Source organism: Neorhizobium sp. T25_27 (genome assembly GCF_002968565.1).
Classification (GTDB): Bacteria; Pseudomonadota; Alphaproteobacteria; order Rhizobiales; family Rhizobiaceae; genus Neorhizobium; species Neorhizobium tomejilense.
Window position 1 is genome coordinate 165,423 of record NZ_PVBJ01000004.1, and the last position, 13,509, is coordinate 178,931.

The following is a 13,509-nucleotide window of genomic DNA, read 5'->3' on the forward strand; positions in this document are numbered from 1 at the left end:
CCGAGCGTCAGTTGACGCGCTGGATCGAAAAGTCGATCACTTCGAGAAGAGCGGTCTTGAGCGGCGAGGCTGGAAGCGGTGCCAGCGCATCGCGGGCGATCGTGCCGTAATGCAGCGCGCGGCCGATCGTGTCGTTCAGGGCTCCGTATTTGTTGATCAGGCCGAGCGCCTTTTCCAGGTTCTCGTCGCTGCTTTCACCCTTCTCGATCGCCTGGCGCCAGAAGGCGCGTTCGGCTTCGGTGCCGCGGCGATAGGAGAGGATGACGGGCAGCGTGATCTTGCCCTCGCGGAAATCGTCGCCGACATTCTTGCCGAGATCGGCAGCCTTGCCGCCGTAGTCGAGCGCGTCGTCGACCAGCTGGAACGCAAGGCCGAGGTTCATGCCGTAGGATTTCAGCGCGCCCCGGCCGGCCTTGTCGGCATTGGCGATGATCGGCCCGACTTCGGCGGCGGCGGCAAACAGCGCGGCCGTCTTGGCGCGGATGACCGAAAGATAGTCGTCCTCGGTCGTCTCCATGTTCTTGGCGACGGAAAGCTGCAGCACTTCGCCTTCGGCGATCACGGACGCTGCAGCCGACAGCACGTCGAGCGCTTCGAGGGAGCCGACCTCCACCATCATGCGGAAGGCCTGGCCGAGCAGGAAATCACCGACCAGGACGCTTGCCTGATTTCCCCAAATCATCCGTGCGGTGGAACGCCCGCGGCGCAGGTCGCTTTCGTCCACCACGTCGTCGTGGAGCAGCGTTGCCGTGTGCATGAACTCGACGCTGGTCGCAAGCTTCACATGGCCTTCGCCCTGGTATCCGAACAGGGCCGCGGACGCGAGCGTCAGCATCGGCCGCAGCCGTTTGCCGCCGGACGAGATCAGGTGGTTGGCGACTTCCGGGATCATCTGCACATCGGAGCCGGCCTTGGAAAGGATCAGCTGGTTGACCCGATCCATGTCCGCCTTGGTGAGATCCACCAGCGGTTTGACGGATGCCAGTTTGTTTTTGCCTTCTTCAAGCGGTATGACGACGCCCAATGTCAGGCCTCCCTATCGAAATCTTTCAAACGACAATAGAAAGAGGCTGATAGTGCGGCAAGCGCAAATCGCATCCCGCCAGATATAATGGGGTAACAAACAAGCCATGCTGGAGATCATCCGCACCAACGACATCGTGATCCTGTCGCTGGCACAGAGCCTGATGAAGGATGCGGGCATCTACTGCATGGTCGCCGACCAGTCGATGAGCGTGCTCGAAGGCTCTCTCGGCCTTTTGCAGCGCCGGCTGATGGTCGACGGCGAGCGCGCCGACGAGGCCCGGCGGATCTTGAAGGACGCGGGGCTGGAAGCGGAGCTGCGGCCTTGATGTCGAGGGAGCTGTGGCTGTGAGTTTTTTTGAAGCCTTGGTGTTGGATGTTTTGGAGTTCCAACCTTGAGCCTCTTCGCGGATCGCCCCCCTCTGCCCTGCCGGGCATCTCCCCCACGGGTGGGGAGATCGGCTGGGGGCTCGCCCGCCGCTTCAAATTTGACGTCTCATTCTGCGCACCAACGTGCGGCGTATCTTCTCGCACATTTTTATCTGGCCTCTCTTCCGGCACGCCGTATTTGGAAGGGCGATGATCACGCCGCTTGTGATCTCCCCACCTGTGGGGGAGATGCCCGGCAGGGCAGAGGGGGGCTACCGACTACCAGCGCTCAATGGTACCGCAAAGTATGAGCACTCCAACCCACACCATAGACGCCTTCCACCGCGGCCGCTTTCACGTCATGCAGCCGAAGGGCGGCGGGCATCGATCAGGTATCGATGCGATGCTGCTCGCCTCGCTGGTCGCCTCCGACAAGCCGGTGAACGTCGCCGATCTCGGCTCCGGTGCCGGTGCTGCGGGTCTTGCGGTCGCCTCAAGGCTGGATCGCGCAAAAGTCCTGCTGATCGAGAAATCGCCGCTGATGGCTGACTATGCGCGCAGGACGCTGGAACTTCCCGAAAACGCCTTCCTGGCCGGTCGCATCGAGGTGCTGGAAGCGGATGTGACCCTGACCGGCAAGCCGCGGCTCGCCGCCGGCCTTGTCGACGAAATCCATGACCATGTGATCATGAACCCGCCCTTCAACGATGCCAGCGACCGCAAGACGCCCGATGCGTTGAAGGCCGAGGCGCATGCGATGACCGAGGACCTGTTCGAGGCCTGGATCCGCACCGCCGGCGCGATCATGAAGCCCGGCGGGCAATTGTCGCTGATCGCCCGGCCGCAATCGATCGCCGAGATCATCGATGCCTGTGGCCGGCGTTTCGGCGGCTTGGAAATCACCGCCCTACATCCCCGGCCGGACGAAAGCGCCACGCGCATCCTCGTTACCGCCGTCAAGGGCTCGCGCGCCCGGCTGACATTCCGGGCGCCGCTTTTCGTGCATGGTGAGGATGGCCATGCTTTTTTGGCGTTCGTGGACGACCTGAACAATGGCCGGGCCGCCTATGTCCGCCTCAGCCCGAAACGAAATCCACGAGAAGCTTGACGTTGAGGCCGGCGATGACGACGGCGATCAGCCAGGCGATACCGGAGAGCCAGATCGGCGCCACGAGTTGACCCATCTTGGCCTTGCTGGCGGTGAACATCACCAATGGGAAGACCGCGAAGGAAAGCTGAAGGCTGAGCACGACCTGGGTCAGGATCAGCAGCTCGGCCGTACCCGCATCGCCGTACCATATCGTCACGAACGCAGCGGGAATGATGGCGATTGCCCGGGTGATCAGCCGGCGGATCCATGGTTGCAGCTTCATCTTGAGGAAGCCTTCCATGACGATCTGACCCGCAAGCGTCGCCGTCACCGTCGAGTTCAGGCCGCAGCAGAGCAGGGCGATCCCAAAAAGCGTCGGTGCGATGGCAAGGCCGAGCAGCGGCGCCAGCAGCGAATGGGCTTCGCCGAGCTCGGCTACCTCGGTCCGCCCGGTGCCGTTGAAGGCGGCTGCCGCGAGGATCAGGATCGAGGCATTGATCAACAGTGCGAAACAGAGCGCGACGGTGGAGTCGATCGTTGCATAGGTGAGTGCTTGCTTCTTTTCCGGCAGGGTGTGGCCATAGTTGCGGGTCTGCACGATGCCGGAATGCAGGTAGAGATTGTGCGGCATGACGGTCGCGCCGAGAATGCCGAGCGCCAGATAGAGCATCTCCGGGTTGGTGACGATCTCGGTCGTCGGGAAGAAGCCGCGGATGACGCCGCCCCATTGCGGATCGGCGAGGAAGATCTGGATTGCGAAGCACACGGCGATGACGCCGAGCAGGGTGATGATGAAGGCTTCGACCCAGCGGAAACCCATCTTCTGCAGGTAAAGGATGATGAAGACGTCGAGTGCGGTGATCAGGACGCCGAGTTCGAGCGGAATGCCGAAGATCAGGTTGAGGCCGATGGCGGTGCCGATCACCTCTGCGATGTCGGTGGCGATGATGGCGATTTCGGCCAGCGCCCAGAGCGGGATGGAAACCCATTTCGGAAACGCGTCGCGGCAGGCCTGCGCCAGGTCTCGGCCCGATGCGATCGCAAGGCGCGCGCAGAGCGACTGCAGCACGATCGCCATCAGGTTGGAAAGCAGCGCGACCGCAAGCAGCGCATAGCCGAATTTGGAGCCACCGGCGAGCGAAGTCGCCCAGTTGCCGGGATCCATGTAGCCGACTGCGACCAGGTAACCCGGCCCCGCAAAGGCAGCAAGCCGCCGCCAACGGGATCCGGATTGGGAGATGTCGATGCTTCGATGGACGTCGGAAAGCGATGCCTCTCCCCGCTTGTTCCGCCAGCCGCTTTCCTGCTTCGAACCCAAAACGTCCATTGTCACACTCTCTTCGTTTGCGAGCGGATAATGCCTTGTTGGAATGGTAATGCAAGTCATTCGCAACTAGAAAATCAAAATCCTGCTTTAAGCGGCGCAGCCATTGCGTTTGAAAATCCGTCACATACATGCTTTGGCAGAGCCGAACGCGACAGAAGGAAAAGAAATGGCCGGGTTTTTGAAGAGGTTGATGCCGAAACGGTTCCGTAAGAAGGGGCTGACGATTCCCGTCGTGCGGCTTCACGGAGCGATCATGGCCGGCGGCAGCCAGTTTAAGCAGAGCCTCAACCTGGCCGGCGTGGCGCCGATGCTCGACAAGGCCTTCGCCAAGAAGGATGCGCCGGTCGTCGCGATCTCGATCAATTCCCCCGGCGGATCGCCCGTCCAGTCGCGCCTGATCTTCCAGCGCATCCGCTCGCTGGCGGAAGAAAAGAACAAGAAGGTCCTGGTCTTCGTCGAGGATGTCGCGGCCTCGGGCGGCTATATGATCGCGCTCGCCGGCGACGAGATCTTTGCCGACCCGACCTCCATCGTCGGCTCGATCGGTGTCGTTTCCGGCGGTTTCGGCTTTCCGGAACTGTTACGCAAGATCGGCGTCGAGCGCCGCGTCTATACCGCCGGCGAGAACAAGGTGATCCTCGATCCCTTCCAGCCGGAAAAGGAAGGCGACATCGAATATCTGAAGGCCCTGCAGCTCGAGATCCACAAGGTCTTCATCGAGATGGTCAAAATGCGCCGCGGCGAGCGGCTTGCCGACGACGCGACGATCTTTTCGGGCCTGTTCTGGAGCGGTTTGCGCGGGCTCGATCTCGGCCTGATCGACAGCCTCGGCGACATGCGCGAGGTCCTCAAGCGCCGTTACGGCAAGGATACGAGGCTGGAACTGATCGGCAGCGCCCGCACGCTCTTCGGCCGCCGCGTGCCCGGCGTTGTCTTCGGCGAGGGCAAAGCTGGAGAAATCGCCGCAGGCGCAGTCACGGGACTTGCGGCGAGCCTGGAAGAAAAGGCAATGTGGAGCCGCTACGGCCTTTGAGGTCGTCAGGATAGCGCGAGAGGGGAAATGGCGCAGCTTTTATTTCTGATCATCGTCATCGGCGGCGGCTGGATGCTCTACAAGAAGTTCATCAAGGACGCCGAAAGACTGTCGTCGCGCACCCGCCGCGAGGAAAAGGAACGCCAGACCGGCGCGATCGGCACCCTGGAACGGGACCCGACGACGGGGGAATACAGGGTGAAGCGGGACGAGGAGTAAGCCTCATGTCCGAGGAGAGGAATCCTGCCGTGGCGGAGACCGATGCTGACAAGCGGCGTGCGGCACTGGAAAGGATTCGTGCTTTCAAGTGGAAGTTGCCGGATGGCTGGAAATTCGATCGCGAGGAAGCCAACAGCCGCGATCCGAATAACGACTAAAGCCGTTCCTTCACGCGTGAAGTCCGGTCGGAGCCCGCATAACTTACGCAGAGGATGGCAGGTCGCCTAGCCGGTAGGTCGCCGTTTCGATTTCCGCCAACTCGCGATCTGCGGTGATGCGCACGGCATCTCTTCTATGAAATCCTTGACCCGCGCCCCTGATGCGTGGCACTCGTCCGCATCCTCGAACCGACACAGATATGGCCATGACCGAGCTGCCCGACCACATGTCTCCGACCCGCTCCTTCCAGGGGCTGATCCTCGCGCTCCAGAATTACTGGGCGGACAAGGGCTGTGCGATCCTGCAGCCCTACGACATGGAAGTTGGTGCCGGTACCTTTCATCCGGCGACCACGCTGCGTGCGCTGGGGCCGAAGCCGTGGAAGGCTGCCTATGTGCAGCCGTCGCGTCGTCCGTCCGACGGTCGTTATGGCGAAAACCCCAACCGGCTGCAGCACTATTACCAGTTCCAGGTCATCCTGAAGCCGAACCCGCCGAACCTGCAGGAACTCTATCTCGGCTCGCTTGCGGCGATCGGCCTCGATCCGCTGCTGCACGACGTGCGTTTCGTCGAGGACGACTGGGAAAGCCCGACGCTCGGCGCCTGGGGCCTCGGCTGGGAATGCTGGTGCGACGGCATGGAAGTCTCGCAGTTCACCTATTTCCAGCAGGTCTGCGGCATCGAATGCGCGCCGGTCGCTGGCGAACTGACCTATGGCCTCGAACGCCTCGCCACCTATCTGCAGGGCGTCGACAGCATCTACGAGCTCAATTTCAACGGCCGCGAGGGCGAGGAAAAGATCTCCTACGGTGACGTCTTCCTGCAGGCAGAGCAGGAATATTCCCGCCACAACTTCGAATTTGCCGATACCGCCATGCTGCACCGGCATTTCATCGACGCTGAGAAGGAATGCCAGGCACTGCTCGCGGCCGGCGCTCCGGGCGCGAACGCCAACCAGATGCTGCATAAATGCGTCTTTCCCGCCTATGACCAGTGCATCAAGGCGAGCCACGTCTTTAACCTGCTCGATGCCCGCGGGGTAATCTCGGTCACCGAACGCCAGAGCTATATCCTGCGCGTCCGCACGCTGGCGAAAGCCTGCGGCGAGGCCTTTCTGATGACGGATGCCGGTGGTGCGAATTTCGGCCGGGCCGCCTGAGGTCCGGGTTTTCCTGGATCGGGACTGACGCAGCGCGGCGAACCGTTCAAACGGCAGTCCATTGCGTGCCCAGCTGCCAGACGGGTTTGATTGTCGGATAGGCTCCGGTCGGAAGCTGCCCTGCATAGATCTGCAGAAACCGGCGCGTGCCGGCCGGCTCCGGCGGCCTCATCATCACCCCGTACTGAAAAAACAGCACGGCAAACGCCAGCACATTGGCGGTTCGCACCAGGCACGCCATGGCAATTCCATCCAGATTGTTTTGAGGTGGGGCCGAATCTTCGGAGCAGCCCGTTTTCTGTAAGAGAATCTAGGGCATCCGGACGGTCGGGACTTTGCGGTAAGTCAAAAAATTGACCGTGAAAAATAATCGATGACTTCAACCACTTTTTTATACCACGCCTCTACTGTCCCATCGCAATGGCAAGTCAGGAGACTCAGATGTACATTTTGATCGGCATAATTGTTCTCGTCGCATTCTACGTCGTTATGATCTACAACGGCCTCGTCAAAGCCCGCCAGATGGCGGAGGAGGCGTGGTCCGGCATCGACGTTCAGTTGAAGCGCCGCGCCGACCTGATCCCGAACCTGATCGAGACGGTCAAGGGATACGCCGCGCACGAAAAGGGCACGTTCGAGGAAGTCGTCAAGCTGCGCAACCAGGCGCAGGCGGTGCCGGCAGGCGATGTGGCCGGTCGCGCCCAGGCGGAAGGCCTGCTCGGCCAGGCACTCGGAAAGATCATCGCGCTTGCCGAGGCCTATCCGGATCTCAAGGCGAATGAGAATTTTTCCGAACTGCAGGCCTCGCTCGAAACCATCGAGAGCGAGATCCAGATGTCGCGGCGGTACTATAACGGTGCGGCTCGCGATCTGAACGTCAAGGTCGAGAGCTTCCCCAACAACCTCGTCGCCGGCCAGTTCGGCTTCTCGAAGCGCGAGTATTTCGAGATCGAGAACGCCGCCGATCGGGCGGTCCCGACCGTCAAGTTCTGAAATCCGCCATTGGACCTTCGTGCCGCAACGGTTTAAGAGCGCGGTCGGCCGCTCGTTGCGGCATTCCATTGGCGTTAAGAGACGAATATCATGGGTAGAGCCAAACTCACCATCCTGCCGCCGGGCAAGCCGCTTTCCGGACGCGCCATGCCGCCGGGTTCCAAGTCGATCACCAACCGTGCGCTGCTTCTGGCAGGCCTTGCCAGCGGCACCAGCCGGTTGACCGGCGCCCTGCGCAGCGACGACACGCGCTACATGGCCGACGCTTTGAGGGCCATGGGCGTTTCGGTCGACGAGCCGGACGAGACCACCTTTGTCGTCACCGGCAGCGGCAAGCTTCTGCCGCCCTCTACCCCGCTGTTCCTCGGCAACGCCGGGACCGCGACCCGGTTCCTCACGGCGGCTGTCGCTTCCGTTGCGGGCACCGTCGTCGTCGATGGCGACGAACACATGCGCAAGCGGCCGATCGGCCCGCTGGTCGCCGCCCTGAAATCGCTCGGCATCGATGCCGAAGCGCCGACCGGCTGCCCGCCGGTGACGGTTCGCGGCAATGGCCATTTCGCCTCCGGCCGCGTCGAGATCGATGCCGGTCTCTCCAGCCAATACGTCTCGGCGCTGCTGATGGCGGGGCCGCTTGTCAGCCAAGGCGCCAACGCCCCCTTGACGGTTGCGCTGGCCGGCGCGGAAATCGGCGCCCGCGGTTATGTGGACCTGACGCTCGCCGCCATGCAGGCTTTCGGGGCCAAGGTCGAGCAGAACGATGCTGCGACCTGGAAGGTCGAGCCGACCGGATATAGCGCGGCGGATTTCGTGATTGAACCGGACGCGTCGGCCGCCACCTATCTCTGGGCCGCCGAGGTGCTGACCGGCGGTGCCATCGATCTCGGCGTGGCGGCCACCGCCTTCACCCAGCCGGATGCCAAGGCTTACGAAGTGATCGCACAATTCCCCCACCTGCCGGCCGAAATCGACGGTTCGCAGATGCAGGATGCGGTGCCGACGCTCGCGGTGCTGGCCGCCTTCAACGAGACGCCGGTGCGCTTTACCGGTATCGCCAACCTGCGCGTCAAGGAATGCGACCGGGTGAGGGCGCTCTCGCTCGGCCTCAACGCCATTCGCGAAGGCCTTGCGACGGAAGAGGGCGACGACCTGATCGTCGCCTCCGACCCGTCGCTTGCCGGCCAGACCCTGCCGGCCGAGATCAATACCTTCGCCGACCACCGCATCGCCATGAGCTTTGCGCTGGCGGGGTTGATGATCGGCGGCGTTACCATTCTCGATCCGGATTGCGTCGCCAAGACCTTCCCCAGCTATTGGGATGTACTGGCCTCGCTCGGCGTCGAATACACGGACATAGTTTAAGCGGAAAACCCGGATCGGCTGGTGCCGAAGAGGAGGAATGTCGTGATGCGGTGGTTCTCCGGCCTTGGCCTGGCGTTGCTTTTCTCCCTGTCGGCGGCGCTGCCCGCCGCCGCGGAAGAATATATCCGCTCCTATCATTCCGACATCCAGGTCGCGGAAAACGGCGACCTGACGGTTGCCGAAACGATCGTCGCCAATTCCGAAGGCGACAGGATCAAGCGCGGCCTGTTTCGCGACTTCCCGCTGACCATGACGGATGCGGCTGGCCGCACCGTGCGGGTCGGCTTCGAGGTCGTTTCCGTCACCCGCGACAGCCAGCCCGAACCGTTCCATACCGAAAGCGTCACCGGCGGCATCCGCATCTATTCCGGCGACAAGGACGTCTTCCTCCGGGATGGCGAACACACCTTCGTCTTCACCTACAAGACCGACCGTCAGATCCGTTATTTCGACGACCACGACGAGCTTTATTGGAACGCGACCGGCAATGGCTGGGAATTCCGTATCGCCCAGGCCTCGGCGCGGGTGACACTGCCGGGCAGCGCCCGGATAAACCAGACCGCCGCCTATACCGGCCCGCTCGGCTCCACCGCTCGCAATGCCCGCATGCAGGCGAACGGCAATCAGGCAGTGTTCTCGACCACGAGACCGCTCGGCGCGCAGGAGGGGCTGACGATCGTCGCGGGCTTTCCCAAGGGGATTGTAGCTCCTCCCTCCCGGGATCAGGAAAGCGCGTGGTGGTGGCGCGACAATATCGGGACGATCATCTCGATCGTCGGCCTGGTCCTCGTCGTCGGTTATTATGCAGCGTTCTGGGTCCGCGTCGGTCGCGATCCGGATCGAGGCGTCGTCGTGCCGCGCTGGGATGCGCCGGAGGGGCTGTCGCCGGCCCTCGTCAACTACATCGACAACAAGGGCTTTTCCGGCGGCGGCTGGACGGCGTTTGCCGCAAGCGCGCTCGATCTGGCGGTCAAGGGTTATGTGACGCTGGAGGATCTCGCGGAAAAGATCGTCATCCGGCGCACCGACAAGGCAGTGCCGAGGACGGTGCCGATCGGCCAGGCCTCGATCCTTGGCTCCATCGGGGCCAAGGGGCAGGAACTGATCATCGACGAGGCCCACGGCACCACTGTCCAGTCGGTCGGCGCGAGCTTCCGCCAGGCGATCGAGAAGGAACATCGCGGCAAATATTACAACGGCAACAAGGGCTACGTGATCGGCGGCGTCATCCTGAGCGTGCTTTCCATCGTGGCTTTGCTGGTGTTCGGCAATCTCGAACCGGACATGATCGCCATGCTGATCATCCCCGCGTTTTTTGCCGTGGTCTTCGGTTTCCTTGCTGTCGGTTTCGGCAAGGGCTTCCGCCGCGGCTCGTCGCTGTTATCGAAAATCGTCTCGGTCGTTATCCTCGGCGTCATCGGCCTCGTTGCGATCTCGATCGGCTCGGCCATCCTCGTGGCGGTCCTGTCGGAGATGACCGGCAACGAGCATTGGCCGATCCTGGTCTCGGTCGGCGGCATCGTGCTCGCCAACGTCATCTTCTTCTTCCTGATAGGTGCGCCGACGCCGCTCGGCCGCAAGCTGATGGATGGCATAGAGGGCCTGCGCATCTACCTGACGCTCGCCGAAAAGGACCGCATGAACACGGCCGGCGCCCCTACCATGTCGCCGCAGCATTTCGAAAAGCTTCTGCCCTATGCGGTAGCGCTCGGCGTCGAAAAGCCGTGGAGCAACACATTCGAGACCTGGCTTGCAAGCGCCGCGGCAGGCGCTGCCGCCGGCGCCTATGCGCCCGGCTGGTATAGCGGCAATTACGGATCCAATTTCGGCGACCGCATCGGCGGTTTCTCCTCCTCGATGGCCTCCACCATCGCCTCGACCATCCCCGCCCCAAAATCCTCGTCCTCCTCCTCCGGCTTTTCCGGCGGTTCGTCCGGCGGCGGGGGAGGCGGCGGCGGCGGAGGCGGCTGGTAAACACTTTCCCCAATCCGGCTGGTGACTTTTGGCGGCGGGCTTGCTAAGGCCACGCCCTGTTGAACAATCATCAAAAAGTTGATTATCGATGCCCGATCTGCTTCTCGAACTCCGCTCGGAGGAAATTCCCGCCCGCATGCAGCGCAAGGCGGCGGGAGACCTGAAAAAGCTCGTCACCGACGCGCTGGTGGAAGCGGGTCTGACCTATGAGGGTGCGCGCGAATACTGGACGCCGCGTCGCCTGACGCTGGATATCCGCGGCCTGACGGCCCGCTCGGCAGATCAGCGCGAGGAACGCAAGGGTCCGCGCACCGACGCGCCGGAAGGCGCCATCGCCGGCTTTCTGCGCGGAGCAGGCCTGTCGTCGATCTCGGAAGCGCAGGTCGTCAACGACCCGAAGAAGGGCGATTTCTACGTCGCCGTCATCTCCAGGCCCGGCCGTCCGGCGGAAGACATCATCGCCGAGGTGATGCCCGGCATCATCCGCAATTTCCCCTGGCCGAAATCGATGCGCTGGGGTGCCGCCTCGATGCCGAAAGGCGCCCGTTTCGCCGGCATCGACGGCAAGGGCCCGGAAAGCCTGCGCTGGGTGCGCCCGCTGCAGTCGATCGTCTGCGTCTTCGGTCCCGAACATGAAGAGACCCAGGTCATCCCCTTCGAGATCGACGGGCTGACCGCCAGCAACATCACCTACGGCCATCGTTTCCACGCGCCTGACGCCATCACCGTGCGCCGTTTCGACGACTACGTGACGAGCCTCGAAAAGGCGAAGGTCATGCTCGATGCCGACCGCCGCAAGGACGTCATCCTGCACGACGCCCGCGATCTCGCCTTTGCCAACGGCCTCGATCTGGTCGAGGACGAGGGCCTTCTGGAGGAAGTCTCCGGGCTCGTCGAATGGCCGCATGTGCTGATGGGCGAGTTCGAACAGGATTATCTCGAAATCCCCTCCGAAATCATCCGCCTGACTATCAAGACCAACCAGAAATGTTTCGTCACCCGCCCGCAGGCCGGCGGGGAAGGGCTTTCGAACCGCTTCATCCTGATCTCGAACATCGAGGCGAAGGACGGCGGCAAGGAGATCATGCACGGCAACGGCAAGGTCGTGCGCGCCCGTCTCTCCGACGCCAAGCATTTCTGGACGCGCGACCAGGGCGACATGCCCGATCTCGACACGCTTGAGGAGTCATTCAAAAAGTTCGGCTTGCACAAGGAAAAGCCGCTCGACCAGCGGATGGCAAAGCTCGACGCGCTGAACGTGACGTTCCACGCCAAGCTCGGCACGCAGGGGGAGCGCGTGGCACGCATCCGTGCTTTGGCGAAGGAACTGGCTCCGATCGTTGGTGCTGATCCGAAGCTCGTGGATCGCGCCGCGGTACTGGCCAAGGCCGACCTGCGCACCGAAGCTGTCGGCGAATTCCCTGAACTGCAGGGCCTGATGGGGCGTAAATACGCGCTGCTGCAGGGCGAGGATGCCTCCGTTGCCGCTGCCATCGAGGATCACTGGAAGCCGAACGGCCCTTCGGATCGCCTACCCGAGGATAAGGTCGGCTTGACCGTCGCGCTTGCCGACAAGCTCGACACGCTGGTCGGGTTCTGGGCGATCGACGAAAAGCCGACGGGTTCGAAGGATCCGTATGCGCTGCGTCGTGCGGCGCTTGGTGTGGTGCGCATCCTGCTGGAACGGAACGTCCGCGTTGCACTTCGTTTTCAAATGGTGAAGACACTTGCAATCCTAACAGTGGCTTGGCAGTTCGACAGTGCTTTGCCTGAGGTGGAGAATGCTAGAAGGCTGGTAGAGTTCGGACTTCTTTCCCCGGAGGCTTTCGAGGAAATACGGGACAGATTGACGGGACCTTCAAGCGCTGAGGTGCTGGCGGAAGTCATGGGGCCGATTGCTTGGGATAAGGCCTCAGACCTCCTCTCCTTCTTCCACGACCGCCTCAAAGTCTATCTCCGCGATCAGGGCGCCCGCCACGACCTGATCGACGCCGTCCTGACGCCCGACTCCGACGACCTGCTGATGGTCGCCCGGCGCGTCGAGGCGCTGACGGCGTTCATCACCTCGGAAGACGGCAAGAACCTGCTCGCCGGCACCAAGCGCGCCGTGCAGCTGCTCGCCGCGGAAGAGAAGAAGGGCACCGTTGTTGCTGATGGCGTTTCCGAGGAACTGCTGAGGCTCGATGCCGAAAAGGCGCTTTGGGCAGCCATCACCGTCGCCTCGAAGGAAGCGGCCGAGGCCGTCGCCAAGGAAGACTTCCGCTCGGCCATGGAAGCCCTGTCGAAACTCCGTGTCCCCGTCGACAAATTCTTCGAGGATGTGCTCGTCAACGACGAGGACACCGCCATCCGCGCCAACCGCCTGGCGCTCCTGAAAGCCATCCGCGAAGCGACCGCGACCGTCGCGGACTTTTCCAAGATCAGCGGCTGAACATCCGACGCTATTGGATGATGGTGACGCATATGTTACCATCATCCAATGAAGATCACCGAATACCTTGAACCAGATGGATCGAGCCCCTTCGGGCGGTGGTTTTCGAAGATCGAGTCCCGTGCGGCCTCGAAGGTGACGATTGCGCTGGCGCGGATCGGACAAGGCAACCTCTCGAACGTGAAGTCGGTCGGCGCCGGAGTGCTGGAATACCGGATCGACTATGGACCCGGCTACCGGATCTATTTCGGTCGGGACGGCGAGCAACTGGTGATCCTGTTGGTCGGCGGGACCAAACAGCGCCAGCAAAATGATATCGAGACCGCGCTTGGCTATTGGCAGAACTACAAATCCAGGAAGGGAAGCTGAT

14 protein-coding genes are annotated in these 13,509 nt (G+C 62.4%); 11 read left to right on the forward strand and 3 right to left on the reverse strand.

Going from position 1 to position 13,509, the window contains the following annotated elements; all coding sequences use genetic code 11:
• Window positions 1-7: 7 nt before the first annotated feature.
• Window positions 8-1,024: a polyprenyl synthetase family protein gene (locus C5J24_RS14085; protein WP_105418655.1), complete on the reverse strand. Its 1,017-nt coding sequence runs from the start codon at window positions 1,022-1,024 to the stop codon at window positions 8-10.
• A 106-nt stretch (window positions 1,025-1,130) separates the two neighbouring features.
• Between C5J24_RS14085 and C5J24_RS14090 the strand changes: the two genes are divergently transcribed.
• Both C5J24_RS14090 and C5J24_RS14100 read left to right on the forward strand, forming a co-directional pair.
• Complete coding sequence (locus tag C5J24_RS14090) at window positions 1,131-1,352, forward strand: DUF2007 domain-containing protein (RefSeq protein WP_037087717.1); 222 nt, start codon at window positions 1,131-1,133, stop codon at window positions 1,350-1,352.
• 347 nt (window positions 1,353-1,699) lie between these two features.
• On the forward strand, window positions 1,700-2,500 hold the full coding sequence (locus C5J24_RS14100; RefSeq protein ID WP_105418659.1) for a tRNA1(Val) (adenine(37)-N6)-methyltransferase: 801 nt from the start codon (window positions 1,700-1,702) through the stop codon (window positions 2,498-2,500).
• Here C5J24_RS14100 and C5J24_RS14105 read toward each other — a convergent pair.
• Window positions 2,469-3,809 carry an Nramp family divalent metal transporter gene (locus C5J24_RS14105; RefSeq protein WP_105418661.1) on the reverse strand — a complete coding sequence of 447 codons (1,341 nt, stop codon included), beginning with the start codon at window positions 3,807-3,809 and terminating at the stop codon, window positions 2,469-2,471. The genes C5J24_RS14100 and C5J24_RS14105 overlap by 32 nt on opposite strands.
• Before the next feature lie 166 nt (window positions 3,810-3,975).
• Between C5J24_RS14105 and C5J24_RS14110 the strand changes: the two genes are divergently transcribed.
• The 4 genes from C5J24_RS14110 (at window position 3,976) to C5J24_RS14120 (ending at window position 6,379) form a co-directional block, all read left to right on the forward strand.
• A complete protein-coding gene (locus C5J24_RS14110; protein WP_105418663.1) occupies window positions 3,976-4,842 on the forward strand; it encodes a S49 family peptidase in 867 nt (288 codons plus the stop codon).
• 27 nt (window positions 4,843-4,869) lie between these two features.
• Window positions 4,870-5,061 carry a hypothetical protein gene (locus tag C5J24_RS14115; protein ID WP_007772443.1) on the forward strand — a complete coding sequence of 64 codons (192 nt, stop codon included), beginning with the start codon at window positions 4,870-4,872 and terminating at the stop codon, window positions 5,059-5,061.
• A 29-nt stretch (window positions 5,062-5,090) separates the two neighbouring features.
• Window positions 5,091-5,219 carry a hypothetical protein gene (locus C5J24_RS32560; RefSeq protein ID WP_256386079.1) on the forward strand — a complete coding sequence of 43 codons (129 nt, stop codon included), beginning with the start codon at window positions 5,091-5,093 and terminating at the stop codon, window positions 5,217-5,219.
• Between the two features lie 206 nt (window positions 5,220-5,425).
• Window positions 5,426-6,379: a glycine--tRNA ligase subunit alpha gene (locus C5J24_RS14120; protein WP_105419067.1), complete on the forward strand. Its 954-nt coding sequence runs from the start codon at window positions 5,426-5,428 to the stop codon at window positions 6,377-6,379.
• A 46-nt stretch (window positions 6,380-6,425) separates the two neighbouring features.
• Here C5J24_RS14120 and C5J24_RS14125 read toward each other — a convergent pair whose 3' ends face one another.
• Entirely contained in the window at window positions 6,426-6,620 is a 195-nt protein-coding gene (locus tag C5J24_RS14125) for a hypothetical protein (protein WP_105402048.1), read from the reverse strand.
• 200 nt (window positions 6,621-6,820) lie between these two features.
• Between C5J24_RS14125 and C5J24_RS14130 the strand changes: the two genes are divergently transcribed.
• The 5 genes from C5J24_RS14130 (at window position 6,821) to C5J24_RS14150 (ending at window position 13,508) form a co-directional block, all read left to right on the forward strand.
• The gene (locus C5J24_RS14130; RefSeq protein WP_046611032.1) at window positions 6,821-7,372 is read left to right on the forward strand and encodes a LemA family protein; all 552 of its coding nucleotides are present in this window, start codon (window positions 6,821-6,823) and stop codon (window positions 7,370-7,372) included.
• Between the two features lie 87 nt (window positions 7,373-7,459).
• Window positions 7,460-8,734, forward strand: coding sequence for a 3-phosphoshikimate 1-carboxyvinyltransferase (locus tag C5J24_RS14135; protein WP_105418664.1), 1,275 nt, complete (start codon window positions 7,460-7,462; stop codon window positions 8,732-8,734).
• A gap of 42 nt (window positions 8,735-8,776) precedes the next feature.
• On the forward strand, window positions 8,777-10,708 hold the full coding sequence (locus tag C5J24_RS14140; protein ID WP_371674312.1) for a DUF2207 domain-containing protein: 1,932 nt from the start codon (window positions 8,777-8,779) through the stop codon (window positions 10,706-10,708).
• Between the two features lie 88 nt (window positions 10,709-10,796).
• Entirely contained in the window at window positions 10,797-13,139 is a 2,343-nt protein-coding gene (gene glyS, locus C5J24_RS14145) for a glycine--tRNA ligase subunit beta (protein WP_105418668.1), read from the forward strand.
• A 48-nt stretch (window positions 13,140-13,187) separates the two neighbouring features.
• A complete protein-coding gene (locus C5J24_RS14150) occupies window positions 13,188-13,508 on the forward strand; it encodes a type II toxin-antitoxin system RelE/ParE family toxin (protein WP_105418670.1) in 321 nt (106 codons plus the stop codon).
• The last annotated feature ends 1 nt before the right edge of the window (window position 13,509 follow it).